Origin of the sequence: Pseudomonas sp. WMBT8 (genome assembly GCF_050916005.1) — a bacterium.
Lineage (GTDB): Bacteria > Pseudomonadota > Gammaproteobacteria > Pseudomonadales > Pseudomonadaceae > Aquipseudomonas.
Genome location: NZ_CP188096.1, coordinates 474,329 through 499,732 on the forward strand (window position 1 = coordinate 474,329; position 25,404 = coordinate 499,732).

Annotated in this window: 22 protein-coding genes and 1 pseudogene; 3 read left to right on the top strand and 20 right to left on the bottom strand. The window is 63.4% G+C overall.

The features are described 5' to 3' along the window. Positions 1–2: 2 nt before the first annotated feature. The 13 genes from ACO77H_RS02015 to ACO77H_RS02075 all read right to left on the bottom strand — a co-directional run bounded on the left by ACO77H_RS02015 (position 3) and on the right by ACO77H_RS02075 (position 12,441). Positions 3–1,250 (bottom strand): NAD(P)/FAD-dependent oxidoreductase, encoded by a 1,248-nt coding sequence (locus ACO77H_RS02015; RefSeq protein ID WP_346266879.1) that lies wholly within the window; start codon positions 1,248–1,250, stop codon positions 3–5. 57 nt (positions 1,251–1,307) lie between these two features. Continuing rightward, a complete protein-coding gene (locus ACO77H_RS02020; RefSeq protein ID WP_432754938.1) occupies positions 1,308–3,620 on the bottom strand; it encodes an MMPL family transporter in 2,313 nt (770 codons plus the stop codon). Beyond that, positions 3,610–4,260 (bottom strand): outer membrane lipoprotein carrier protein LolA, encoded by a 651-nt coding sequence (locus ACO77H_RS02025; RefSeq protein WP_432755729.1) that lies wholly within the window; start codon positions 4,258–4,260, stop codon positions 3,610–3,612. The genes ACO77H_RS02020 and ACO77H_RS02025 overlap by 11 nt, the downstream gene beginning before the upstream one ends. 257 nt (positions 4,261–4,517) lie before the next feature. Beyond that, positions 4,518–4,946, bottom strand: coding sequence for an acyl-CoA thioesterase (locus tag ACO77H_RS02030; RefSeq protein ID WP_169952351.1), 429 nt, complete (start codon positions 4,944–4,946; stop codon positions 4,518–4,520). After that, a complete protein-coding gene (locus ACO77H_RS02035; RefSeq protein WP_432754939.1) occupies positions 4,939–6,483 on the bottom strand; it encodes an HAL/PAL/TAL family ammonia-lyase in 1,545 nt (514 codons plus the stop codon). Before ACO77H_RS02035 ends, ACO77H_RS02030 begins: the two co-directional genes overlap by 8 nt. After that, the gene (locus tag ACO77H_RS02040; RefSeq protein ID WP_170058119.1) at positions 6,464–7,402 is read right to left on the bottom strand and encodes a glycosyl transferase; all 939 of its coding nucleotides are present in this window, start codon (positions 7,400–7,402) and stop codon (positions 6,464–6,466) included. The genes ACO77H_RS02035 and ACO77H_RS02040 overlap by 20 nt, the downstream gene beginning before the upstream one ends. After that, positions 7,399–8,133, bottom strand: coding sequence for a glycosyltransferase family 2 protein (locus ACO77H_RS02045; RefSeq protein WP_170042401.1), 735 nt, complete (start codon positions 8,131–8,133; stop codon positions 7,399–7,401). The genes ACO77H_RS02040 and ACO77H_RS02045 overlap by 4 nt, the downstream gene beginning before the upstream one ends. An 80-nt stretch (positions 8,134–8,213) precedes the next feature. Further along, entirely contained in the window at positions 8,214–9,884 is a 1,671-nt protein-coding gene (locus ACO77H_RS02050) for an AMP-binding protein (RefSeq protein WP_432754940.1), read from the bottom strand. After that, the gene (locus tag ACO77H_RS02055; RefSeq protein WP_169952341.1) at positions 9,881–10,426 is read right to left on the bottom strand and encodes a hypothetical protein; all 546 of its coding nucleotides are present in this window, start codon (positions 10,424–10,426) and stop codon (positions 9,881–9,883) included. Before ACO77H_RS02055 ends, ACO77H_RS02050 begins: the two co-directional genes overlap by 4 nt. Beyond that, entirely contained in the window at positions 10,423–10,677 is a 255-nt protein-coding gene (locus ACO77H_RS02060; RefSeq protein WP_169952339.1) for an acyl carrier protein, read from the bottom strand. Before ACO77H_RS02060 ends, ACO77H_RS02055 begins: the two co-directional genes overlap by 4 nt. A 9-nt stretch (positions 10,678–10,686) precedes the next feature. Next, positions 10,687–10,956 carry a phosphopantetheine-binding protein gene (locus ACO77H_RS02065; RefSeq protein ID WP_032862152.1) on the bottom strand — a complete coding sequence of 90 codons (270 nt, stop codon included), beginning with the start codon at positions 10,954–10,956 and terminating at the stop codon, positions 10,687–10,689. Continuing rightward, on the bottom strand, positions 10,934–11,746 hold the full coding sequence (locus tag ACO77H_RS02070) for a lysophospholipid acyltransferase family protein (RefSeq protein WP_169952337.1): 813 nt from the start codon (positions 11,744–11,746) through the stop codon (positions 10,934–10,936). Before ACO77H_RS02070 ends, ACO77H_RS02065 begins: the two co-directional genes overlap by 23 nt. Next, positions 11,722–12,441 carry a beta-ketoacyl synthase chain length factor gene (locus ACO77H_RS02075; RefSeq protein WP_169952335.1) on the bottom strand — a complete coding sequence of 240 codons (720 nt, stop codon included), beginning with the start codon at positions 12,439–12,441 and terminating at the stop codon, positions 11,722–11,724. Before ACO77H_RS02075 ends, ACO77H_RS02070 begins: the two co-directional genes overlap by 25 nt. Before the next feature lie 347 nt (positions 12,442–12,788). Here ACO77H_RS02075 and ACO77H_RS02080 point away from each other — a divergent pair, with 347 nt between their 5' ends. Continuing rightward, positions 12,789–13,559, top strand: coding sequence for a ParA family protein (locus tag ACO77H_RS02080; protein ID WP_169952333.1), 771 nt, complete (start codon positions 12,789–12,791; stop codon positions 13,557–13,559). A 116-nt stretch (positions 13,560–13,675) separates the two neighbouring features. Here the strand turns inward: ACO77H_RS02080 and trxC are convergent, their stop codons facing one another. From trxC to ACO77H_RS02110, 6 genes and pseudogenes are all read right to left on the bottom strand, one after another. Further along, positions 13,676–14,110 (bottom strand): thioredoxin TrxC, encoded by a 435-nt coding sequence (trxC, locus tag ACO77H_RS02085; RefSeq protein WP_170042407.1) that lies wholly within the window; start codon positions 14,108–14,110, stop codon positions 13,676–13,678. Positions 14,111–14,230: 120 nt separating this feature from the next. Continuing rightward, positions 14,231–15,694 (bottom strand): protein adenylyltransferase SelO, encoded by a 1,464-nt coding sequence (gene selO, locus ACO77H_RS02090; RefSeq protein ID WP_432754941.1) that lies wholly within the window; start codon positions 15,692–15,694, stop codon positions 14,231–14,233. 48 nt (positions 15,695–15,742) lie between these two features. Beyond that, entirely contained in the window at positions 15,743–19,081 is a 3,339-nt protein-coding gene (gene mscK, locus ACO77H_RS02095; protein WP_169952326.1) for a mechanosensitive channel MscK, read from the bottom strand. Positions 19,082–19,151: 70 nt separating this feature from the next. Continuing rightward, positions 19,152–20,894: a potassium/proton antiporter gene (locus ACO77H_RS02100; RefSeq protein WP_029299228.1), complete on the bottom strand. Its 1,743-nt coding sequence runs from the start codon at positions 20,892–20,894 to the stop codon at positions 19,152–19,154. Between the two features lie 200 nt (positions 20,895–21,094). Continuing rightward, positions 21,095–21,967: a methyl-accepting chemotaxis protein gene (locus ACO77H_RS02105; RefSeq protein ID WP_432755730.1), complete on the bottom strand. Its 873-nt coding sequence runs from the start codon at positions 21,965–21,967 to the stop codon at positions 21,095–21,097. Positions 21,968–21,997: 30 nt separating this feature from the next. Beyond that, positions 21,998–22,837: pseudogene (locus ACO77H_RS02110) on the bottom strand (MCP four helix bundle domain-containing protein); the annotation flags it as partial. A gap of 158 nt (positions 22,838–22,995) precedes the next feature. Here ACO77H_RS02110 and ACO77H_RS02115 point away from each other — a divergent pair. Together ACO77H_RS02115 and ACO77H_RS02120 are read left to right on the top strand one after the other, a co-directional pair. Then, positions 22,996–23,226: a hypothetical protein gene (locus ACO77H_RS02115; protein ID WP_029299225.1), complete on the top strand. Its 231-nt coding sequence runs from the start codon at positions 22,996–22,998 to the stop codon at positions 23,224–23,226. Further along, positions 23,223–23,516, top strand: coding sequence for a cell division protein ZapA (locus ACO77H_RS02120; RefSeq protein ID WP_169952322.1), 294 nt, complete (start codon positions 23,223–23,225; stop codon positions 23,514–23,516). Before ACO77H_RS02115 ends, ACO77H_RS02120 begins: the two co-directional genes overlap by 4 nt. Here ACO77H_RS02120 and ACO77H_RS02125 read toward each other — a convergent pair whose 3' ends face one another. After that, positions 23,517–25,319 (bottom strand): acyl-CoA dehydrogenase, encoded by a 1,803-nt coding sequence (locus tag ACO77H_RS02125; protein ID WP_432754942.1) that lies wholly within the window; start codon positions 25,317–25,319, stop codon positions 23,517–23,519. Positions 25,320–25,404: the final 85 nt, after the last annotated feature.

The following is a 25,404-nucleotide window of genomic DNA, read 5'->3' on the forward strand; positions in this document are numbered from 1 at the left end:
GCTCATAGGTTTTCCCCCGCACAGATTTCCGAGAGCATCCGCAAGCGGCGCTTGGGTTCGCTGACAAAGGGATTGCGCTCGTCCCAGGCATAACCGGCGAGGATCGAGCTGATCATGCGGCGGATTTCCGGCGAGCTGCCAGGGTGGTAGATCACATCCTGGAAGGTGCCGGCGTACCAGCCTTCGACGTAGCAACGGAAGGTATCGACCCCGCGTTTGAGTGGCGCGGCGAACTCGGTTTGCCAGTCCACGCTTTCGCCCTTGAGTTGGCGGTGCAGGAGACCTGCGGCCATGCTGGCCGAGCGCATGGCGATGGTCACGCCTGAAGAGAACACCGGGTCGAGGAACTCTGCGGCATTGCCCAGCAGCGCGAAGCCCGGGCCATGCAAGGTGGTGACGTTTGCCGAGTAGCCGCCGATAGTCCGCGCCGGGGTATCCCAGACCGCGTTCGCCAGCACCTTGGACAGGCTCGGGGTTTGCTCGATAAAGCCGCGCAGGCAGGCATCCAGATCCCCATCGCAACCGTCGAAATGCTCCTTGGCCGCGACCACGCCTACCGAGCAGCGGCCGTTGCTGAACGGGATGGTCCAGAACCAGATATCGCGCTGGGTCGGGTGGGTGGTGATGAGGATCTTGCTGCGGTCGAAGCCCGGATGTTCGATACGGTCCTCGACGTGGGTGAACACCGCCTGGCGCAACGGGAAGTTTGACGGCGCCTCAAGGTTCAGCAGGCGTGGCAGCACGCGGCCGTAACCGCTGGCGTCGAGCACAAAGCCGGCCTTGATGTGGTATTCGCGGCCGTTTTCGCGGCGTACATGCAGGTAGCGGTGGCCCGCGGCGAAATCCACCCCGACCAGGGTCTGGCCGTAACGGATCTCCACGCCTTGCAACGCCGCCTGATCGGCCAGCAACTTGTCGAAGTCGGCGCGCTGGACCTGGAAGGTAGTGGGCTTGCCTTCGCTGAAAGTGTCACCGAAATCGAAGGCACTGTAGCGCTCGCCCCAGGCAAACGCGGCGCCGGTTTTCAGCTGGAAGCCGGCGGCGTTGACCGCCTCGAGCATGCCGGCCTCTTCGATAAAGTCGATGCAATGGGACAACAGGCTTTCGCCGATGGAAAAACGCGGGAAGTGCTCGCGCTCGATGATCAACACATCATGCCCGTTGCGCTTGAGCAACGCGGCCGCAATGGCACCGGACGGGCCGGCCCCGATCACCACGACCTGGCGACGTTCCATTTCAACTGTGGGCACTGTGGCTCCTTGCCGGGTTGGCGATCATCACATTCAACAAAAAAAAATTAGTCGGCATCATTGCGCATGTTCCTGGCGGCCGGCCCATGGCGCCAGCATAAAGCTGAAGGCCAGGCCCAGGCTGACCGACAGGCCGAAGTTACTCACCGCCGGGGTGCTGGACACCGCCAGCAGGCCAAAGGACAGCCAGGTGGTGACCGCGGCCAGCAGCGTCCCCAGCAAGCTGACCGCGGCCCCGCCGATCTGTTCGCGCATGAGGATCGCATAGTCGACGCTGATCGCGGTCACCAGCAACAGGCCGAACAGGCTGAACAGGGTCAACGGTTGCCCCAGCCACCCGAGGCTGGCCAGGCTGCACAGCGCAGCCAACAGCGGCAGGGCGACAATGCGCAGCGCGCCGCCCAGGCCAAAGGGCAGGATCAGCAGCAAGACGATCAGTACACAGGACAATAATTTCAGTTCGGCGGCGCTGACCTGGGTCGCGGCAAATACCTGGTTCAAGTCGCCGAGGCGATCCACCAGTTGCACGCCCGGCAGGTCCAGGGCCTGGATACGCAGCAGCGCCGGGTTGTTCAGGCCTTGCAGGCTGACCATCGCCGCCACGCCGCCGTCGACATTGCCCAGCCATAGCAGGCGCCACGGCTCGGCCAGCGGGCCGGCGAGGGCGGCGTCGATGTCGGCGGTGGGCAGCGCCTGCAACTGCGCCACCTCCGCTTGCAGGGCGCTGGCGGGGATGCCGAGGTCGAGCAGTGGTTGCCACAGCGCCGGCAGTTGATTCAGGGCCTCGCGCACGTGTTGCTGTTCGCCGGGCGTACTGACCAGTTGATTGAGCGCCAGGTAGCCCTGCAGCTTGTCCATGTGCACCAGTTGATCCAGGCGCTGGCTCAACGCCGCCTGGCGCTCCAGTAACTGTTGTTGATTGTCCGCATGCACCAGGAAGAACTGGCTGGTGGGTTGGTAGCCGGTAATGCGCGCAATGGCCTGGGCTTCTTGCAGTAACTGCGGCGGTGCGCCGATCCACTGGCGAATATCGTTCTTGCTGTTCAACTGCCACAGGCCGCCGGCGCAGAACAGCAGGGCCAGCACCAGCAGCGCCTGGCTCGGCAGGCGCTTGAGCAAGGATTCACGCACCCCCAGCAGGAACTCGGCGACCCGCAGCGGCCATTGCGCCGGGCGCAGGTCCAGGCCGTTGAGCAGCGCCGGCAACAGGCACACCGCCGACAGGTAGGCGCCCACCAGGCCGGCGGCGGAGAATACGGCGATCTGGGTCAGCGCCGGGAATGGCGTCCAGGCCAGGGCCAGGTAGCCGATACAACTGGTGGCCAGGCTCAGGCTGAGGCCCGGCAGGGTCAGGCGCAAGGCCGGCCAGCTGCGCCAGGGTTGCAGGCTCCAGCTCTTGGACAGGTAATGCAGCGGGTAGTCGACGGCCACGCCGATCAGGCTCGCGCCCAGCACCAGGGTCATCACATGCATATGGCCAAACAGCGCCACACAGGCCACCGCGCCAAACAGCATGCCCACCAGCACCGGGACAAAGGCCAGCAACACCCGCCAGCGACGGAACGCCAGCAGCAACAGCAACAGAATCCCTACTGTTGCGCCGCCGCCGACCCAGGTCATCTCGCGGCTGGCCTGTTGTTGGCCGTTGGCCGCGTACAGCAGGCCGCTGGCGGCGAGCAGTTGCACGCCTTGCTCGCTGGCCTGGTCGCGGCTGGCTTGCAGCAAGTCGGCGACTTGCAGCGGCAGTTTCATATCAAAGGCATTGCCCTGGGTACGCGCGCGCAGCAGCACCCAGCTTTTGCCGTCGGCATCGGCGATCAACGCGCCGCTGCCGATATCCAGCTGCACCGCACCGTGTTGCGGCTGGCTGTTCTGGATGCGTCCGGTCAGGCCCAGCCAATCGTCCTGGCTCGGCACCAGGCTGAAGCCGGTAAAGGGGTCGAACAGCGCCTGCACCCGCTGCGCGATAAACGCCTCGGGCTCGCTGACCAACTGCTCGCGGTCCTTGGCCGACAGCATCGCCAGGCGTCCTTGCAGCAATTGCTGGCGCAGGGCTGGCAGGTCGGCCTGCAGGGTCCAGGTGACCTTTTCAAACAGGCCGCTGGCTTGCCACTGTTCACCGAGCTGTTGGGCCATGGCCAGTGCGTGCTGGCGATCGGCATGCCCGACCAGCACCAGCATCTCGCGGTTCAGCGGCTCTTGCATGCGTTGCTCGGCCGCCAGTTCCAGCGCGTCCGGGGTGTTGCCCGGCACCAGATCCATCAGGTTGGCCGACAACGGCGCGCCCTCGCGCCATTGCCAGCCGGCCAGGGCCAGCACGGCCACCAGCAGGATCAGGAACAGGCGCGGCAACCAACGCTCACTGGGCAAAGTCGTGTTGCTCCGCGTCGCTCAAGGGTTGCGTGCTGGTGCTGTCTTGCATGCGTAACAGGGTGCTGTCGCCCTGGGTTTCCAGCAGTTCGATGGTGTGCACCAACTCGCCGCCGTCGATATTGATCTGGGTGAACACTTGCTTGAGCAGCAGCGAGCGGGGGATCAGCTTGAGTTTCCAGGCCTTGGCCTCGCCTTGCAGCTGCAACTCGAAGTCGCGCTGCAAGCCGCTGCTGTCGCCTTGCAGCACGGCCAGGAACAAACGGTTCTGCTCGGCGCCGGCGCTTTTGTTCGGCAGCGGTTGCCAACCGTTGGCATCACGCCGGGCGATGCCCTGGGCGTTGATGCGGTAGTCCTGCTGCAGTGGGGTTTTCAGCAGCCAGAGCAGGCCGTGGTCCCGGGCCAATACGAAGGTGCCTTTGCTGGTCAGCGGCTGGGGCAGGGCGCGCAGGTGTTTTTCCTGGATGAAGCTGCCGTGGATCACCGAGGGCTTGGCCAACTGATCGCTCAGTTGTTGCAAGTCGAAGGCATAAGCCCCAAAACTCAAAAACAACCCAACCCCTGTAGGAGCGAGCTTGCTCGCGAAAAACCCGAGGCCGCCGCGCAGTGTCAGGCCCCCCGCGTTATCGTTGGCGACCATCGCGGGCAAGCCCGCTCCCACAGGGAAGTCCTTTCGACGCCCCTCTGTAGGAGCGAGCTTGCTCGCGAAAAACCCGAGGCCGCCGCGCAGTGTCAGGCCCCCCGCGTTATCGTTGACGACCATCGCGGGCAAGCCCGCTCCCACAGGGAAGTCCTTTCGACGCCCCTCTGTAGGAGCGAGCTTGCTCGCGAAAAACCCGAGGACGCCGCGCAGTGTCAGGCCCCCCGCGTTATCGTTGGCGACCATCGCGGGCAAGCTCAGCATTCCAGGGCCCTTTCGACGGCGGTGATGAACACGGTGGGCGAGGCCAGTTGCATCTCGCGGCTGGCAATCTCGACGGCCACTTGCACGGTGCTGGCGCGGGTCAGGCGTTCGCCGCTGGCAAGGTCGGTGATCAGGTAGTTGACCTTCAAGCGATTCTCCCACTCCACCAGGCTGGCGCGCACGTTGAGGGTCTGGCCAAAGGTGGCGCCACGCACGTAGCGCAGTTGCAGATCGATTACCGGCCACGCATAGCCGGATTCGAGCATCGCCGTGTAGTTGTGGCCGAGCTTGTCGAGCAGCGCGCAGCGGGCGATTTCCAGGTATTTCACGTAGTGGCCGTGCCAGACCACGTTCATCGTGTCGATGTCGAAGAAGGGCACGAGGATTTCAGTGTCGCAATGCAACACGCCGGGGCTACGCATGCAGCCTCCAGTGTTGCGCGGCGATGCGCTGCAGGCACAGGCGCAGTTCGCCCTCCAGGGCACGGTCTTCGATCACCGGCGGGAAGTCCTTGGCCAGCTCGATGTGCATCGCGGCCAGGGCCGGCGGCAACGGCCTGGCATCCGTGACCTGGGCGCGCAGCCACACGCCCTGGTTGGCGGCGAGCAAGGTGGCGGCGGCCACCTGTTCGGTCAGCTCCAGCACGCGGATTGCATCGCGGGCGGCGATCGTACCCATGCTGACCTTGTCCTGGTTGTGGCACTCGGTGGAGCGCGAAAACACGCTGGCCGGCATCGTATTTTTCAACGCTTCGGCGGTCCAGGCGCTGGTGCCGATCTGCACCGCCTTGAAGCCGTGGTTGATCATCGCGCGGTCCGCCGGGGCGCCCGACAGGTTGCTCGGCAAGCCATGGTTGTAGCGCTCGTCCACCAGCAGCGCCAGTTGCCGGTCGAGCAGGTCGGCGACGTTGGCCACCAGGTTTTTCAGGCTGTCCATGGCAAAGGCGATATGCCCGCCGTAGAAGTGCCCGCCGTGCAACACGCGCTCGGCCTCGGCGTCGATGATCGGGTTGTCGTTGGCGCTGTTGAGCTCGATCTCGATAAACGAACGCAGCCAGTTCAGGCTGTCGGCCAGCACGCCGAGGACGTGGGGCGCGCAGCGCAGCGAGTAGCGGTCCTGCAAACGGTGCAGCGGCGCGGTCGGGGCGTCGATGGCCAGGTCCTTGCGCAGCCACGCCGCAACCTGCATCTGCCCGGGGTGCGGCTTGGCGGCGAACAGGCGTTCGTCAAAGTGCTCCGGGTTGCCTTGCAGCGCCACCACGTTCAACGCGGTGATGCGCGTGGCCAGTTGCAGCAGGTAGTCGGCGCGGGCGAAGGCAAGGCAAGCCAGGCCGGTCATCACGGCGGTGCCGTTCATCAGCGCCAGGGCTTCCTTGGGCCGCAGCACCAATGGCGTCCAGCCCAGCTCACGGTGTACGTCGGCGGCCAGGCGGCGCTCGCCACGAAACAGCACTTCACGCTCGCCGGACAAGGTCGCGGCCACGTACGACAGCGGCGTCAGATCGCCGCTGGCGCCCACCGAGCCTTCCTCCGGGATCAGCGGCAGGATGTCGTGTTCAAGGAACGCATGCAGGCGCTCCAGCAGTTCAACCCGCACCCCGGACACGCCGTGGCACAGCGACTGCAAACGCGCCGCCAGCACCGCACGGGTGGCCTGGGCGTCGAGCAACTTGCCCAGGCCGCAGCCGTGGAAGGTGTACAGGTGACGCGGCAATGCGTCGACATGCTGCAACGGCACCGCCACCACGCACGAGTCGCCGTAGCCGGTGGTGACGCCGTAGATCACGCCTTCCTTGTCCAGCAGCGAATCGAGGAACTGCGCGCCCTTGGCGATGCGCTGGCGATACCCGGCATCGTCTTGCAGGCGGGTGGGCGCCTGACGGTTGGCCAGGGCCAGCACGTCTTCGATGCGCAAAGGGAGTTCGCCGAAGGTTACCGGCTCAAGCAGATGCGTCGTCATCGGTCTTCCAGAAAGGGTAAAAGTTGAACCATTGTTGGGGCGCTTGCAGGCAGAACTGGCCCAGGCGTTCGGCGTAGCGGGCGGCCCAGTGGGCGATCACCTGCTGGCGGTCGCTGCGTTTCCATTCGATCAATGGGGCAAAGGGCTCGATGATCAGCCGATAGCGCCCCTGGTGCTTGAGGCACATCAGCAGGTTGACCGGGCATTTGAGCAGGCCGGCCAGCAGCCATGGGCCCTGGGGGAAGGCGGCGCTATGGCCGAGAAAATCCACGCGCACCGTGCGCCCGCCGTGCAGCGGGATGCGGTCGCCGGCAATCGCCAGCCACTCACCGTCGTCCAGGCGCTGGCTGAGCAGCAGCATCACCGCCGGGTCCAGCTCGCTGACCTGGATCAGCCGCAGGTTGCTCGCCCCGGCTTCGCCCAGCAGGCGGTTGAACTGTTCGGCGTGCTTGGTGTGCACCAGCACGTTCATGGTGACTTTCTCACCCAGCTCCGCAAGGGCCCGGCACACTTCCAGGTTGCCCAGGTGCGCGCCCACCAGCATCTGCCCGCGTTCGCCGCGCAGTTGCCCGCGCAATTGGGCCGGGTCGATGATTTCGATCTGTTCCAGGCGCAGCTTGCCGTTCCATACGTCGAGCTTGTCCAGCAAGGCGTCGGCGAAAGCCATGAACTGGCCGAACACCCTTGTGTGGCTGGGGCGCAGGTCGTCGCGCCCGCTCCAGTCGGCCAGGCGCTGCTGGTACTGCCAGATGCTCTGGCGCGCGGCACGGCCAAACACGAAAAAGTACAGGACGATGCCATACAGCAGCGGGCTCAGCACCCGGCGCCCGAGGACCTTGGCGGCGAATGCGGTGAGTTTCATCAGCCAGAAACTGCCGCGCTCCTGGCGGTCGGCCCAGTGCCGGGGGGTGTCGCTCATGCCTGCCACCGTCGCCAGAGGATCATTGGCGCACGCAGCAACATGCCGAAAAACAGCCGGGTGTGCATGGATGAAATCAGCAGGTTGTCGTGGACCAGGCGAAAGTGCGACAGGCCATCGGCCGGGTAATGCACCTGGGTCGGCAGCCAGCGCATCGGCTGGTTGCGCCATGACAGGCGCACGAGGATGTCGGAGTCGAAATCCATGCGCTTGCCGATCCGTGCCGAGTCCATCAAGGCCAGCACCGGTGCCAGGGGGTAGATGCGAAAGCCGCACATCGAATCGCGGATCTGCAGCGACAGGCTGTTGATCCACACCCAGACATGGGTCAGGTAGCGCGCATAGAGGCGGCCCTTGGGCACGCTGTCGTCGTATTCGGGGTAGCCGCAGATCACCGCGTCGGGGTGGGTGCGCGAGGCGTCGAGAAACAGCGCGACTTCGCGCAGGTCGTGCTGGCCGTCGGCGTCCACTTGCAGGGCGTGGGTGAAGCCCAGGCGCGCGGCTTCGCGAAAGCCGGCCATCACTGCCGCGCCCTTGCCTTGATTGACGGGCAGGGTCAGCAGCGACACGTTATCCAGGCTTGCCAGTTGCGCCAGCACGGCGGCGCAGGCCGGGCTGCTGCCATCGTCCACCAGCAGGCAGGGCAGGCCATGGTCCAGCAGGCTGCGGACCACGGCGGGCACGGCGGCTTCATGGTTGTAGACCGGGATCAGGGCGCAGGGGTTATGCATGGTGGTGGGCACCTGATGGACCGAGTTGCCTGCATCGCAGGCAAGCCAGCTCCCACATTTGGGATGTGCGCTTACCCAACCTATGCATGAGAATTCTCCAGCAAAACCCGCCCGCTGGAACACGCCGCACTGTCATTGCGATAAGCGAAATACAACTTGCCCCGCTCGCGATCAAAACGCAGGTGCAGCTCGATCACGTCACCAGGGCGCACCAGTTGCTGGAACTTGAGCACTTCCATGCCGGCAAAGGTCGGCGGTAGATCAAGCAGTTGCTGGCCCAGGTTGAACGCCCATTCCACCTGCACCACCCCTGGCAACACCGGGGTGTGAGGGAAGTGGCCGCTGAAGTAGGCCAGGTCCGGCGGGATGCTCAGTTGCAGGGTCCATTCGCCGTCGGTCTCGACTTGCGCCAGCAATTCCGGCGCCTTGGGGCGCGGTGCCAGCAGCAGGGCTTCGACATCGGCCTGGGGTAGCTTGCCCTGGGGGGTAAGCGGCAACTGGCGCAACAAGCGCCAGCGGCGGGGCAGCGCCAGGGCTTCGCAGTGCTGGCCCAGGTGCTGGCGCAGGGCTTGGGTGACGCTGCGCCGGCCTTGGTTGCGCAGGGCGTGCAGGCCGTCGCCACTGAGCACCACCAGGGCGCCGAGGGACGCGCGGTTTTCCTGGACCACCCCCAGGCGCGCTTCCGCGACCCAGGCGTGGTCGGCCAGGGCCTGTTCGAGCATCGGCAGGGAGATGCGTTTTTCTTCCAGCTTGACGATCCGGTCCAGGCGCCCGAGCAGTTCGAAGCGCCCATCTGCGTGGATCTGCGCGGCATCGGCCGTCTGCTCGACATGCCCGGCCGGCAGGTACGGCGAGGCAATGCACAAGGCGCCATCGGCATCCTGAGTCAGGCGTACATCGGCAAACGGCTGCCAGGGCGTGTGGCCCTGGCGCCAGGCAATGCCGCCGGTTTCCGAGCTGCCGAGGATCTCGGTCGGCCACTGGTGCAGGTGTTGGTGCAGGCTGTCGGCAGCCTCGGCGGGCAGCGCGCCACCGGAGGAGAACACGCGCTTGACCGTGCTCAAAGCCGTCCAGTCGAGGTTATCGCCCATGCGCTTGAGCAGGGCCGGGCTGGCCACCCAGGCGAAATGCGGGTGCTGGCGGCTGACGCGCTGCAAGTCTTCGGGGAACGGCAGTTGCTGGCGCACAAAGCTGCGACCGGCGCACAGCGGCCACAGCATGCGGAACAACAGGCCATAGATGTGCTGGGTAGCGACGCTGCCGACGATGCACGCGCGGCCCAGGTCGGCGCCCCACAAGGCTTCCAGGGCCTGTACCTCGTTGGCCAGTTGGCGCAGGGTCTTGTCGATGCGCTTGGGCGCGCCGCTGGAGCCGGAGGTACAAAGGCCCAATTGGCAGGCATCCAGGTCCAGGGCGGCGGCGGCGAGCGGCGGGTGGTAGAGCGCCTCCAGGTCGCCCGCTTCGGTCAGCCAGGCGTCGACCGCAGTGGCCCAGCGTTGGCGGGTCTGGGCTTGCAGGTCGGCGGGCAGCAGCACACTGGCCCCGGCGCGCCAGGCGCCCAGCAGGGCAATCGCCAGCTCGCCGGCGTCGCTCAGGTGCACGGCCAGGCGCTGGATGCCACGGGCTTTGAGCCCGGCCGCCAGGCTCAGGGCCCGTTCGCACAGTTGTGCGTGGTTCATTGCAGGTTCAGTGGTGACCGAACGCAGTTGCACAGGCTCAAGCAACAGATGCTCAAGATTGACCCAATTCATACGCGGCCTCGAACCCTTTGTCGTATCAGCCATTCCACGGCAAACAACAACCCCATCAGCCCATAGGCGATCAGGCCGTTGTACAACGTCCACCAGCTCAACGGTGCCCACAAGGTGAGCGCGGCGGCGAGCAGGCCGTTACACAAGAAAAACCCACTCCACACCACGGTGACCTGGCGCGTATACGCAATGGCCTTTTCAGGCAGATGCGGATCGCTCAGGCGCGCCAGGCGCTCGACCATCGGCGGGCCGTACTTCAGGCTCAGGCCGAACAGCGCCAGCATGAAGATGCTGACCAGGCTTGGGTACCAGCGCAGCAACTGCGGGTTGTCGAACCAGGCCAGCAGCAGGCAAAACACAAGCGCCACGCCGGCCATCCAGCCACTGCCGGGACGCCGCGGGCCGGTCAGCGCGCGCAGCAGCCAGAGGCTGGCCAGCAGCAGGCCGAACTGCCACGGGGCGAAATGCTCCGTGCCGTAATACACCGCGAAAGGGTACAGCAGCCCTACCAGCAACAGGCCAAGGCCGATCAGCCGGCTCATGCGGCCGGTTGGACCAGACGGTAGACCGCCTCGACCACATCATTGACCGTACGCACGGCCTTGAACTCTTCGGCGGCGATTTTCTTGCCGGTCTGGCGCTTGATATGGTCGATCAGGTCCACCGCATCGATGCTGTCGATTTCCAGGTCCTGGTACAGGTTGGCGTCGAGGGTGACCCGCGTAGGCTCCAGTTCAAACAGTTCCACCAGGGCGTCGCGCAGGGTGTTGAAGATATCGTCACGAGTTTGCATGGTCGGGTCTCAAGCTGCCTGTCGGGCCGTGACGAACGCCGCGAGGCTGGCCACGTTGATAAAGTGATTGCGGGTGTCCTTGGCGTCGGCATCGATCTTGATGCCGTACTTTTTCTGGATCGCCAGGCCCAATTCCAGGGCATCTACCGAATCCAGGCCCAGGCCTTCGCCGAACAGGGTTTGCTCGCTGCCGATGTCGCAGGCGTCGATGTCTTCCAGGCCCAGGGCCTCGATGATCAGGGTTTTGATTTCGTGTTCAAGGCTGTTGGGGTTGCTCATCTTCGGCGAGCTCCTTAATGAAATAGTGATGCAGATAATCGTTGAGCTTGCGTGAGGCCTGAGGTGGTGGCCCTTGTGAGGCAAACACCTGTGGGTCTATATCGGCACCCACCCGCAAACTGAAGTGAAAGCGGCGGTTGGGGATGCGATACCAGGGCTCGGCCTTGGTCAGCGTGGTCGGGCTGACCTTGAGCACCACGGGGGTGATGATTGTCGCACCGCGCAGGGCGATGGCGGCGGCCCCGCGATGAAAGGCCGGGGCTTTGCCCGGCACGGTGCGGGTGCCTTCGGGAAAGATAATCAGGGTCTGGCCGCCTCGCAGGGCACTTGCGGCGGCATCGAGCATGTCGATGCTGCCATCGTTGCTGATATAGCCGGCATCATTCACGGGGCCACGGGTGAAGGGGTTTTGCCACAGGCTCTGCTTGACCACGCAATTGGCCTGGCGTACCAGGCCGATCAGCACCACGACGTCGATCAGCGACGGGTGGTTGGCGATGATCATCTGCCCGGGGCGCCCGAGTTTTTCGGCGCCTTCGACGCTGTAGGTGAGAATGCCGGCGCGGTACATCATGTTGATAAAGAACCAGAACAACCGCCCGACGGTCAGGCGCGCACGGCGCTGGTGCTGCCGGGCGTCCCCCGGCAGGCAACTGAGCAGCGGGAACACCAGCAAGCGCAGGCACAAGCCGCCCACGCCGAACAGCACGAAGCTGGCTGCCGTGGCGAACAGGCGCCAGTAGTAGGCGTCCCGGGGCTTGTCGGTCAGGGTTTGCGTTGCCAGTTCCATACTCGGTTCTTCCAGGCATGTTGGCAGGCACCTTGCTCGGTGAGCAGGGTGCGCAGCAGGTTCAGGGCGTGGGGCCACTGGGTCTCGGTGGGTTGGACCGTTGTGGTGTGCAGCGCCAGTTGCCATTCGTCGCCTGGGGTCAGCAGCAGGCCCAGGGCGTAGGGGAACGGCACATCATCGATCCACCGCGCGTAGGCCAGGGGTGGCTGCTCTTCGGTAATCACCAGCAGAACGGCCGGCGCGCCTTCGTTGAGCAGGGCTGCGGCTTCGAGCATGCCGTGCTCCAGGCCGTCGCCAGCGGCTGCCAGGGCGGTCATTTCGCTGGTTTCGTTACGCAGGATCGACCACAGGCCAATCACCGCATTGTGTACCGACAGGCTGAATTGGGTGGGCGACAGCGGCTGGTCGTTGGCCAGGTCGCTGAGAATGTCCAGGGTGCGTGGGGTTTCGCCATGACGCGAGACAAATACCAGCGGCAGGTCCTGCAGGCCGTCGGCCAAGGGCCAGCCGACACTGAAGGCCATCCGGGCCAGGCGGCTCAGGCGCCGGCGCTGCATGGCCGGCAGGAACGACACATCGGGCGCGGCATCGCTTTGGGCCACCAACACTGGGGCCTGGCACCAGTCGCGCCAGGCATCCACGCTGTCGAGCCCAGGGGCCCAGGCGCGCCATTGGGCGATGTTGAAGTTGATCACTGAGAAGATTTCCCGCCCCTGCGGGCTTCCTTGTGCTGCAAATTGCCCATAAAACCGGGGCATGGCGCGATGGCCGAGTGGCGCGCATTATCCCGGTGCGGTGGGGTTCTAGCAAACTTTGGTAAAGAATTGTTCACGAGAAATTACAAATTCGCCGAAAAGAATCAGTGATTGTCCGCCAATGGCTACGGGGGGCTGGTGTCAGGCAACTCTTTATTGGTTGGCGTATTACGAGATAGTTATGCGGGATCTGTCTTCAGATGCTGTAGTACAAGCTTGATCAAGGTAGCGAGCGGGCGCTTTTGCCCTCTACACTCGGGCATTCATTGATACACGGAGGTTTTTCCATGCGGCGCGTGGTGTTCAATCAAAAAGGTGGCGTTGGCAAGTCCAGCATCGCCTGCAACCTGGCGGCGGTCAGCGCCAGCGAAGGCTATCGAACCCTGTTGGTGGACCTCGATGCACAGGCCAACTCGACCCAGTACCTGACAGGGCTGACGGGTGACGATATTCCCATGGGCATTGCCGATTTCTTCAAGCAGACCCTGTCATCCGGGCCGTTTTCGAAGAAAAACCAGGTGGATATCTACGAAACCCCGTTCGACAACCTGCACGTCATCACCGCCACCGCAGAACTGGCGGACCTGCAGCCCAAGCTCGAGGCCAAGCACAAGATCAACAAGCTGCGAAAGCTGCTGGATGAACTGGCCGAGGATTACGACCGGATTTACCTGGATACCCCGCCGGCCCTGAACTTCTATGCGGTTTCGGCGTTGATCGCGGCTGATCGGGTACTGATCCCTTTCGATTGCGACAGCTTTTCGCGCCAGGCGCTGTACGGCCTGCTGGCGGAAATCGAAGAGCTCAAGGAGGACCACAACGAAGGCCTTGAAGTGGAAGGCATCGTGGTCAACCAGTTCCAGGCCCGGGCGAGCCTGCCGCAGAAGATGCTGGACGAGTTGATCGCCGAGGGCCTGCCGGTACTGCCGGTGTACCTGGCCAGTTCGGTGCGCATGCGCGAATCCCACCAGGAGAGCAAACCGCTGATCCACCTCGACCCGCGCCACAAGCTGACCCAGCAGTTTGTGGAGTTGCATAACCTGCTGGAAAACGCCTGATCATCAAGGATGAGCACGCTCGATGTGGGAGCTGGCTTGCCTGCGATGACGGTGTGCCAGCTTGCATATCCATCAAGCTGCCCCTCGCCATCGCGGGCAAGCCCGCTCCTACAGGGTTACACCCCTTGGCTACGCAACCAGCTCATCAGTTGCGGTAACGCAAATGCCCCGCTCTGGCGCGCCACTTCCCGGCCGTTCTTGAACAGGATCAGGCTGGGAATCGAGCGAATGCCCAATTGCGCCGAAAGCTGCTGGTTGGCCTCGCTATCGAGCTTGGCCAGCCGGCACTTGCCGGCCAACTGCCCGGCCGCCTGTTCAAACACCGGCGCAAACGACTTGCACGGCCCGCACCATTCGGCCCACACATCCACCAGGAGCGGTAAATCGCCCTTGATCTGGCTGGAATAATCGCCCTGGCTTAATTCAAACGGTTTGCCGAGCAACACCGGCTGCTTGCAGCGCCCGCACTTTGGGGCATCGCCCAGGCGTTCGTGGGGGATGCGGTTGAGGGCGTTGCAGTGTGGGCAGGGGATTACAAGAGAATCGGACATGATGGGCTCCTTGGGTGTGGCCTATGGGCTCAATCTGGCGCCCGTCACGGGGATTATCAAGGCCAGATGAATAGGCGACAGTGAAGACTAACGTGGCGTGAGCACGCTGCGCTTTTGATCCTAGGACGAACAACTGATCTCCAAATGTTTGCCCCAATCGGGCGGCCGTTGCGCGTACTGCTCCATCCCGGTCTGTTCTTCAAATGGCTGGCTCAATACCTCATGCAGCCGTCGCACTTCACTGTAGTCACCTGATTCGGCGGCGGTGATGGCGTTTTGCGCCAGGTAGTTGCGCAGGATGTACAGCGGGTTGACCGCGTGCATGCGCTCGCGGCGTTCTGCCTCGCTGCCGGTGCCGTCGCGCTCAACCCGGGCCTTGTACTCGTCGGCCCAGGCATCGAAGCCCGCGCGGTCGACAAAGTCATCGCGCAGGCGCGCCACGGCCAGTGCGGCGGATTCGTCGCCCAGATGGCGGAAGAACAAGGTGTAGTCCACGCCACTGTTTTGCATCAGTTGCAGCAGGCGCTCCAGCAGTTTCTGGTCATCGTCCTCGGCGGTGGTCAGGCCCAGGCGGCGGCGCATCAGGTCCAGGTAGTGGGCCTGGTACAGCGGCAGGTACAGGCCCAGGGTCTCGCGCAGGGCTTGCACGCTGATGTACGGCGTCAGCGCCTGGGCCAGGGCGCTGAGGTTCCATTGGCCGATGGGCACCTGGTTGCTGAAGGAATAGCGGCCTTCGTGATCGGAGTGGTTGCAGATGAAGTGAGCGTCGAAGTCATCGAGGAAGGCAAACGGCCCGAAGTCGAAGGTAATGCCCAGGATCGACATGTTGTCGGTGTTCATCACCCCGTGACAAAAGCCGTAGGCCTGCCATTTGGCGATCAACTCGGCATTGCGCTCGACGATCTCGCGGAACATCGCCAGGTACGGCTCGGGTTGCTCCTGGCAGTGGGCGAAGTGCAACTTCAGCACATGCTCGGCCAGTTGCTGGTGCAGCTCGGTTTTCTGGGTGTAGTAGAAGTATTCGAAGTGCCCAAAGCGGATATGGCTCGGCGCCAGGCGCAGGACCATGGCCGCGCGTTCCTGCTTCTCGCGCCATACCGGGGTGTCCGAGCCGATCACGCACAGGGCGCGGCTGCTGGGGATGCCCAGGGCGTGCAAGGCTTCGGAGGCGAGAAACTCGCGGATCGACGAACGCAGCACCGCGCGGCCATCTCCCATGCGTGAGTACGGCGTTTGCCCGGCGCCCTTGAGGTGCAAGTCCCAGTGTTCGCCCGCCGCGTTATACACCTCGCCCAGCAGCAAGCCGCGACCATCCCCCAGTTGCGGGTTATAGGAGCCAAACTGATGCCCGGAATAGACCATCGCCCGCGGTTCGGCCTCGGCCCACAGCTTGTGGCCGCCGAACAGTTCGGCAAACACTGGCGTCTGGGCGACGGCTGGATCGAGGTCCAGCAGGGCCATGGCGGCGTTGCTCGCCACCACCAGCCGCGGCTCGTCGATGGGCTCGGGCAATACGTGGGTTGAGAAACCGTCGCCCAGGCGGGCGAAGCGGTTGTCGAAGGTCAGGTCGTCGAGGGCTTTCACCGGCCATCTCCAGCAGAATGTCCGAGCATTCTGCTGGGGATAGCGCGGTTAGTCGAGTTTGGCCGGCGGCGTGGGTTGCGGCGAGCCGTCATTGGCCGGCTTGCTCAAGGGCTCGATTTCCACCAGTTTGTATTCCTGGCCGTGCAGGTTCTTCAGGTAAACCTCCATCTGGCGGAACGAAATGTTGATGCTCTGCTTCTTGAACTCGCGGTTGATGAAGCGGTTGACCTCATCGATGACCGGGTTGCGGTCGCCGAGGTCGCGCACATGCATGCGCAGTTCGTGGTCCAGGGTGCTTTCGCCAAAGTTGAGGAAGTACACGTGGGGTTCCGGGTCTTTCAATACCCGTGGGTTATCCCTGGCGGCCTTGAGCAACAATTCCTTCACCAGGTCCAGGTCGGAGCCGTAGTCCACGCCGAGCTTGAGGGTCACCCGGGTGATGGTGTCGGTCAGCGACCAGTTGATCAGTTGCCCAGTGATGAAGGTTTTGTTCGGGACAATGATGTCCTTGCGGTCGAAGTCGGTGATGGTGGTGGCGCGGATGCGGATCTTGCTCACCGTGCCCGACAGGTTGCCGATGGTAATGGTGTCGCCGATGCGCACCGGGCGCTCGAACAAGATCATGATGCCGGAGATAAAGTTGGCGAAGATCTCCTGCATGCCGAAGCCCAGGCCCACCGACAGTGCGGCCACCAGCCATTGCAACTTGTCCCAGCTCACCCCGAGGGTCGACAGGGTCGACACAAAGCCCACGCCGGCGATCACATACGACAGCAGGGTGGTGGTGGCATAGGCGCTGCCCTGGGCCAGGTCCAGCTTCGACAGCACCAGTACTTCCAGCAGGCCCGGCAGGTTGCGCGCCAGGGCAAAGGTAATGCCGATGATGATCAGCGCGCCCAGCATGTCGCCGATGCTGATGGGCACCATGCTGATATTGGCGCCGGTGCCGCTGGTGTATTCGTAGAGCGTGACGTTGTCCAGGTAGGAGAACACCGAGATCAGGTCCGACCAGACCCAGTACAGCGCCGCAATAAAGCCGCCGAGCAGGGCCAGGCGGATCAGGCGCATGGATTGTTCGTTGACCTGCTCGATATCCAGGGTCGGTTCCTCGATCACCACTTCGCCGTCGCCGGCTTCCTTGGCGGCCTGGCGTTTGGCCAGTGCCCGGGCATAGGCCAGGCGCCGCGCGGCAACACCCAGGCCACGGACGAAGGTGGCTTCGATCACCAGCCAGAACATCAGCAGGTACAGGGTGTTGATCAGGCGGTCGCTGAGTTTGAGCGCGGTGTAGTAGTAGCCAAAACACACGGCGATAAACAGCGCGATGGGCAGCGCGGTAAACGCCACGCCGACGACCTTGCGAAACAGCGAGGCCTTTTCATGGGTCGGGCTGTTGAGCAGCAGGCGGCTGAGCAACCAGGCCATCAGCCCATAACAGGTGAGGACTACGGCGATGCCCAGCACATCATCGGCCAGGGCTGCCGGCTGGTGTTCGGCGATGGACACCACGGCCACCAGCGCCAGCACCACCAGCCCCAGCTTGCGGATCCAGCCCTGGAGAAACTCGACCTGGGGTTTTTCCCAGCGGAAATGCAATTCGGCCACGCCACCCGGCGCGAGGATGCGATAGGCGGTGTAGAACACCAGCCATGCCTGGGAAATTTGCACCAGGGCCATGCCCAGGTTGGCGTTCTGCCCGCGTGCATCGATTTGCAGGGCGTAGCCGCACAGCGCCAGGCCGAGGGTTACCGGCAAGGCCAGCAGGATATTCACCAGGATCGCGACCGGAGTGTGCCACTGGCTGTCCCGCTTGAAGTGCCCGATATCCATATGGATTTTTTTCAGGCGCTCGTAGAGGCTGTTGCGCCGCCACAACAGCGCGCCGATCAATAGCAGCAGGGGCAGGAACAGCAGCGGGCGCTGGGCCAGGCCGTCATACAGTTCGCTGAGGCTGGAGGCCCAGGGCAGGGTGTCGACCTGTTTGCTCAGGCGGTTGGGCACGCCTTCGAGCCATTCGACGTCCAGCGGCTTGTTGCTGGGGATCCAGAACATCTGTTCGTCGAGGGTCGCGCGCAGGCTGGCGGCGGTGCTGAGCAGTTGTTTCTGGTTCAGTTGCAGGGTGATGGATTCGTTGAGCAGCGCGCTCAACTCCCGGCTCAGGCGTTCGAGCAGGTCGCTGCGGGTCACGGCCAGCTCCAGCAGGGTGCGGCGCAACTGTGGCGTGACTTGGTCCTCGGGCTGGTTGGCCAGCAGGTTGTCGACGTAGGTGCTGGGCGAACTGATCAGTTCGCGCTGCTGGTTGACCTCGAACTGGTACAGGCGAATGTTGGCGATATCGTCGGCCAGGTCGCGGTCGACCTTCAGGCGCGGCAAGGCCTGTTTCTGTTTATAGAGGATCTTCGATAGCAGCAGGCTGCCCTTGAGCACGTTGATCTGCTCGTCCAGGGCCGAATCGCTCTGGGTCACGTTGTCCAGCAGCTGTTTGGTTTGCAGGTTCTGCTGGGTCAGCTCATTGAGCCGGTCGGTGCTTTTGAGCAGGTAGTCAGAGAGTTTCAGGTTGGCTGCGCTTTCCGTAGCCAGCAGGCTGCTGCCACCGGCCTTCTGCGCTTCGATGGACTGCTGGGTAACGGTTTCCTGGGACTGGGCCAGGCGTTTCTGGTTGATCAGGGTTTGCAGGTCCTGGATTTCCTGCTCCAGGCGCGCGGTTTTTTCCACCGCCAGGTCATGTTGGCTGTTACCCAGGTCTTGCAGTTGGCTGTTGCCCGCCAGCTCCTGGCGGCGCAGCGGGATCAAGGCGTTGAGCGCCGCCAGTTCGGCGTTCAGCAGGTTGCGCTGGTCGCCATTTAGCGGTTTGCCATTGTCCTTGCCGGCCTTGAGGATGCCGTTGATCTGCTGGATGCGCGTCTGGCTGTTGCTGATTTCGGTCTGGGCACGCTCGGGGCGGGTTTGGGCGGCGATGCTCAGGCTGTTGGCGTCGGCCAACTCCTTTTGTAGGTCGCCTTGCTGGGTGCTGCGCTGCACCAGCAGTTGTTCGAGCTGCGGCACTGGCAGGCTGGCGTAGCGCTGGGCGACCGGGACCACCTTGGTGGCCTTGAGCCGGGCCAGTTCACGGGCGTTTTCCGTGGTCTGGCGTGGCGCGTCTTGCAATTGGCGCTTGAGATCGCTCAGGCGTTGCTCGTAGTCCTGCTTGTTGCCCAGCAACGTCAGGGTCTGCTGCAACACATTTTGCAGCGCCTTCATGTCGGCGTCGGGCAGCTTGCGGTCCGGCAGCTTGTCCAGGGTCTGTTGCACACTCTCGATGCTTGGCGGGTCGGCGGCGAACACCGGGCTGACGCAGAGACTCAGGCCCAGCAGGGCAGTGGCTAAAAAAGTGCGCAGGATTGTCATAGAGACCGGTCGAACAAGATGAAGAATAGGGGGCGTGTTGATGGCCAATGGCACACCGTCGCCCCGCAGTTTAGAGGAAGAGTCCGGGGGCCGGGCGACTTCCTTCGGGGAATCTGACGCCGACTTTGCCGATCTTGTTCCCGTCCATCACGGCGACTGTCCAAATGGTGTTGTTCCACTCCACCTGGTCGCCGACGATGGGGGCACCACCGACCTTCTGCGTGATGAACTGGCCCAGCGGCATGTCCGGATCGATGCCGTCGAGCTTGAGCCCGTACAGCGCCGACACCGCGCCCAGCTGGGCGTCGCCTTCGAGCACGAAGTCGCCGAAGAAGCGCAGGTCCAGGCCCCGTTGCGGCGCCTGGCTGAACAGCTTGCCGAGGGCGGCGAGGTTGTGTTCATGGCCGATCACGCACAGCAAATCATCGGCTTCGAGCACCGTACTACCCGACGGATGGAGCAGTTGCTGGCCGCGAAACAGGGCGGCGATCCGCGTGCCTTCGGGCATTTTCAGCTCGCGCAGGGCGGCGCCGATGCACCATTTCTCGGCACCCAGGCGGTAGACGAACAACTCCCACTCGCTGGTGACGTGTACTTCCAGGGCCGCCCGGGAAATCGGCGCGGGCTCGGGCGGTACCGTTACTTTCAAGAGCTTGGCTACCCACGGCAGGCTGGTGCCCTGCACCAGCAACGACACCAGCACGATGAAGAACGCCAGGTTGAAATACAGCTGGGCATGGGGCAAACCGGCCATCAGCGGGAACACCGCAAGAATGATCGGCACCGCGCCGCGCAGGCCGACCCAGGCGATAAACACTTTTTCGCGGCCATGAAACGCCTTGAACGGCAGCAGGCCAACCGCCACCGACAGCGGCCGCGCAAACAGGATCATCCACAGCGCCAGGCCCAGGGCCGGCAGGGCGATGGGCAGCAGGTCATGGGGCGTGACCAGCAGCCCCAGCACCAGGAACATGCCGATCTGCGCCAGCCAGGCCATGCCGTCGAGCATATGCAGGATGCCGTGGCGGCTGCGCACCGGACGGTTGCCGATCACCAGGCCGCACAGGTACACGGCGAGGAAGCCGCTGCCGTGCAGGGCGTTGGTCAAGGCGAAGACGAACAGGCCGCCGGCGATCACCAGGATCGGGTACAGGCCGTTTGCCAGGTTGATCCGGTTGACCAGTTGCAGCATCAACCAACCGCCGCCCAGGCCGATAATGCCGCCGATCCCGAATTCGCGGATCAGGTGGGTCAACAGGCTCCAGTGCAGGCCAGTCTGGCCGCTGGCGAGCATGTCGATCAGGGTTACGGTGAGGAACACCGCCATCGGGTCGTTGCTGCCGGATTCGATTTCCAGGCTGGCGCTGACCCGTTCGTTCAGGCCCTTGCCGCCCAGCAGCGAGAACACGGCGGCGGCGTCGGTGGAGCCGACGATGGCGCCGATCAGCAGGCCCTGGATGATATTGAGGTCAAACAGCCAGGCCGCCGCCATACCGGTGAGGCCGGTGGTTATCAACACCCCCACGGTCGCCAGCGACAGGGCCGGCCACAGTGCCACGCGAAAGCTCGCGACCCGGGTCCGCAAGCCGCCATCGAGCAGGATCACTGCCAATGCCAGGTTGCCCACCAGGTACGCGGTAGGGTAGTTATCGAAAATGATCCCGCCGCCATCGACGCCGGCGATCATGCCCACGGCCAGGATAATCACCAGGATCGGGATCCCCAGGCGGGACGAAAGGGAACTCACCAGAATGCTCGCACTTACCAGCAACGCGCCGATCAAGAACAGGCTGTTGATGGTCGTCGCATTCAAAGGCAGTACTCCGGAATTAAGGCGAGGCGCAGACTGACCATGCAGTCTGCGTGCCAGCGATTCTAACCTGTTGAATTGCTGCGCTGTCAAAAAGCTTTTGTAGGAGCTGGCTTGCCTGCGATGGCAGCGCCTCGGTGAATCAGGCTCACCGCGGCGCTGCCATCGCAGGCAAGCCAGCTCCTACAGGGTGTGACTGTATTTCAGAGGCGGAAACGCCCCACCATCCCATTCAAATCCACCGCCAGGCGTGACAACTCGCCGCTGGCCGCACTGGTCTGGCTGGCGCCCGTGGCCGATTGCACCGACAAGTCGCGGATGTTCACCAGGTTGCGGTCCACTTCCCGCGCGACCTGGGCCTGCTCTTCGGCGGCGCTGGCGATCACCATGTTGCGCTCGTTGATCTCGATAATCGCGCTATTGATGGTATCCAGGGACATCCCTGCGCCTTTGGCGATATTGAGCGTCGACTCGGCGCGCTCGGTGCTGTTGCGCATCGAGTCCACTGCCTGTTCAGTGCCGGCCTGGATACTGCCGATCATCCGCTCGATTTCACTGGTCGATTGCTGGGTGCGATGGGCCAGGGCCCGCACTTCATCGGCAACCACCGCAAAACCACGCCCGGCTTCCCCGGCACGCGCCGCTTCGATGGCGGCGTTCAGGGCTAGCAGGTTGGTCTGGTCGGCCAGGCCGCGAATCACATCCAGCACCTTGCCGATATCCCGCGATTCTTCGGCCAGGGCGCCGATCAGGGTGGCGGTGCCCTGTACATCGCCGCTCATGCGTTCGATGGCGCTGACGGTTTCCTGCACCAGGTCGCGGCCATCGCCGGCCGAGGTGGTGGCGTTTTTCGAGGCCTCGGAGGTGCTGACCGCATTGCGCGCGACTTCTTCGACGGCGCTGGTCATCTCGTTGACAGCGGTGGCTGCCTGCTCGATTTCATTGTTCTGCTGGGTCAGGCCACGGGCGCTTTCGTCGGTGACGGCGTTCAGCTCTTCGGCAGCCGAGGCCAGTTGAGTGGCCGAGCCGGAAATGCGCTGCAGGGTGTCGCGCAATTTCTCCTGCATTTTATTCATCGCGCGCAACAGGCGGCCGGCTTCGTCGTCGCCATCGACCTTGATCGGCTGGGTCAGGTTGCCTTCGGCAATGTTCTCGGCGGCGTCCAGGGCTTGGGCAATGGGCAGGGTGATGCTGCGGGTCAGCAACCAGGCAAACAGCACAGTCAGCGCCGTGGCCAGCACCAGCAGGGCCACTACCAGGTCAAAGGCTGAATCATATTGATCGGCAGCTTTCTGGTTGCTGTCGTTGGCCATCGAGTTGTTGATGTCCAGCAGGCGCGTCAGCACCGCGTTGACCGCCTCGGAGTTGCTCAGCAGTTCGGTGTTGAGCAAGGTGCGCAGCTCTTCGGTCTGATTGTTGCGCGACAGGCTCTTCATCCGCTCTTCGATCTGCCGGTACTGGCCCAGCAGGCGCACATAATCGTCGTAGGCCGAGCGCTCCTCGCGGCTGTCGATCAGCTTTTCGTACACGCCCTGGGCTGCGCGAATCTGCTGGTTGCGCAGCTCAAAGGCTTCCAGGGTCTTTTGTTGCACATCCGGCTCGCGGTTGGTCAGCAAGCGGTAGGACAGCACGCGCAGGCGCAGGGTCAGTTGGGTGAAGTCGTCCAGCGCGCGAATGCTCGGCACGCTGCGCAGGGTGATGTCTTCGGTGGCGCCACGGATCTTGCTCATCTGGTTCAGCGCAAAAATACCGAGAAACAACATCAGCGCACCAATGCACGCGAAGCCGAGAAACGCGCGCGGCGCGATATTCATATTACGAAGAGACATGCAATGGTCCTGGGAGAGGCGCGATCCGTGCGGCTTTGAGGCGGGGTAAGCATGACCTATCGGACATACGACTAAAGTCTTGAGGGGCTGTGCGCTTTTGTCGCACCTTGCGCGCATTGGAATGGATTCAGGAACCAGATGGCGTAAATGCAGTCACTAAGGCTCCACAGCGTGGCCTGACCCGTGAAATCGGGGCTGCGCGCCAGGATAACCCTGGCTTCCACGGTGAATTTTCTTTATCGTCACCGCCCTTTGAAAAAGCCCGAGAATTCAAAATGTTAGAAACATCCCTCAGCCAACTGGAACAACTGGTCAGTGACCTGGTGCAGCAGAATCAAGCATTGCTGGGCACCAACGAATCCCTCAAGGCGGAACTGGCCCGCGCCAAGGATGAGAACGACAGCTTGCAACTGAACCTGATGGAACAGGAAGAAAAGCAGGGCGCCACCGCAGCCCGTATCCAGGCGTTGGTTGAGCGTGTGAGCGCAGGTCCTGTGAGCGCATGAGTGAAGGGATAAAGGTCGTTTCGATTCTCGGTGAGGATTACTCGATCAAGGCACCGGACGGGGAAGACAACACCCTGCTCAAGGCCGTGACCCTGCTCAAGGCGTCCCTGGCCACCACCAAGCAGAAGTACCCGACCCTGATCGGCGACAAACTGCTGGTGCTGGCGGCGCTGAATCTATGTGCCGAGCAGATCGACATGCAGCAGCGTCACCAGCAGGAACTCGACCGTTACCAAGAGCAAGTCAGCGCCACGGTCGACGTGATTGCCAAGGCCATCGGCCAGCCCTGATCAGAACCATTCATCCTGCATGGCCAGGCACGTATCGTCCCGAGTTTCCAGGATCGACAGTTCATGATGGCAGCCCGGTACTTCCCAGGTCAGGAAGTACCGGGCCGCTTGCAGCTTGCCTTTATAGAAGGCCAAATCCGCCACATTGCCCCTGGCCAACCCTTCTTCGGCGCGGATCGCCTGTTCCAGCCAGCGCCAGCCAATCACCGTATGCCCAAACACTTTCAGGTACAGCGCCGAGTTCGCCAGGCTGCTGTTGACCTTGCCCTGGGCGAGATCCGTCAACAGTCCCAGGGTCACCCTTTGCAGGCGTGCCACCAGTTGCTCCAGCGGCTCGCGCAATGGCGTGAGTGACGGATATTCCTGCGCCCGTGCGCCCGTCTCGGCGATCAGGCGAATCAACTGTTTCAAGCCCGCGCCGCCGTTTTGCCCCAGCTTGCGCCCCAGCAGGTCCAGGGACTGGATGCCGTGGGTGCCTTCGTGGATCGGGTTCAGACGGTTGTCGCGGTAGTACTGCTCCACCGGGTATTCGCGGGTGTAGCCGTGGCCGCCGAGAATCTGGATCGCCAGTTCGTTGGCCTTGAGGCAGAACTCCGACGGCCAGGACTTGACGATCGGCGTCAGCAGATCGAGCAATTCATGGGCCTGCTTGCGCGCGGTTTCGTTGTCCAGGGTGGTGGTGTCATCGAACAGCCGCGCGGCGTACAGGCCCAGGTCGAAGGCGCCTTCCACATAGGCTTTTTGCGTGAGCAGCATGCGCTTGATATCGGCGTGCTGGATGATCGACACCGGTGCGGTGTTCGGGTCCTTGCTGTCCGGCAGGCGGCCTTGCGGGCGTTCCCGGGCGTATTCCAGGGAATACAGGTAGCCGGCGTAGCCAAGCATCACCGCGCCCATGCCGACGCCAATCCGTGCCTCGTTCATCATTTGGAACATACACGCCAGGCCTTGGTGCGGCTTGCCCACCAGATAGCCGACACACTCGCCGTTATCGCCGAAATTCAGCGCCGTCGAAGTGGTGCCGCGCCAACCCATTTTGTGGAACAGCCCGGCCAGCAGCACATCATTGCGCTGGCCCAGGCTGCCGTCCTCGTTGACCAGGAACTTGGGCACGATAAACAGCGAAATTCCCTTCACCCCAGCGGGTGCGTCCGGCAGTTTGGCCAGGACCATGTGCACGATGTTTTCCGACAGCGGGTGGTCGCCACCGGAGATAAAGATCTTGTTGCCCTTGAGCCGGTAAGTGCCGTCCGCCGCCGGTTCGGCGCGGGTGCGGATATCCGACAGCGACGAGCCGGCATGGGGCTCGGTCAAGGCCATGGTGCCGAAGAACCGGCCTTCGATCATCGGTTGCAGAAAACGCTGCTTCTGCTCCTCGGTGCCAAAACTTTCGATCAGATTGGCCGCGCCCATGGTCAGGAACGGGTACGAAGTGGAAGCCGCATTGGCTGACTGGAAATGCGCAAAGCAGGCCTGGGACAGCAGTGTCGGCAGTTGCATGCCCCCGGCTTCGAAACTGCGCGCCGCATTCAGAAAGCCGGCTTCGAGGAAGGCATCCACGGCAGGTTTCACCTCCGGGATCAGGATCGCCTGGCCGTCTTCGTAGCGCGGTTCGTTTTCGTCACCTTTGCGGTTGTGCGGGGCGAAGTACTTTTCGGCGATGCTGCGGGCGGTGCCGATGGCGGCATCGAAGGTTTCGCGATTATGTTCGGCAAACCGCTCGCGCTGGGTCAAGCCCTCGGCATCGAGGACTTCATACAGCTCGAAAGCCAGATTGCGGGAACTGAGGAGCGTCTCGGACATGGCGGCTTACCTATGTGGGAATAGGCCGCAGTCTAAGTGCGCGAATAGAGGCGCGATAGCAAGATTGATCTGGGTGATGGAGCAG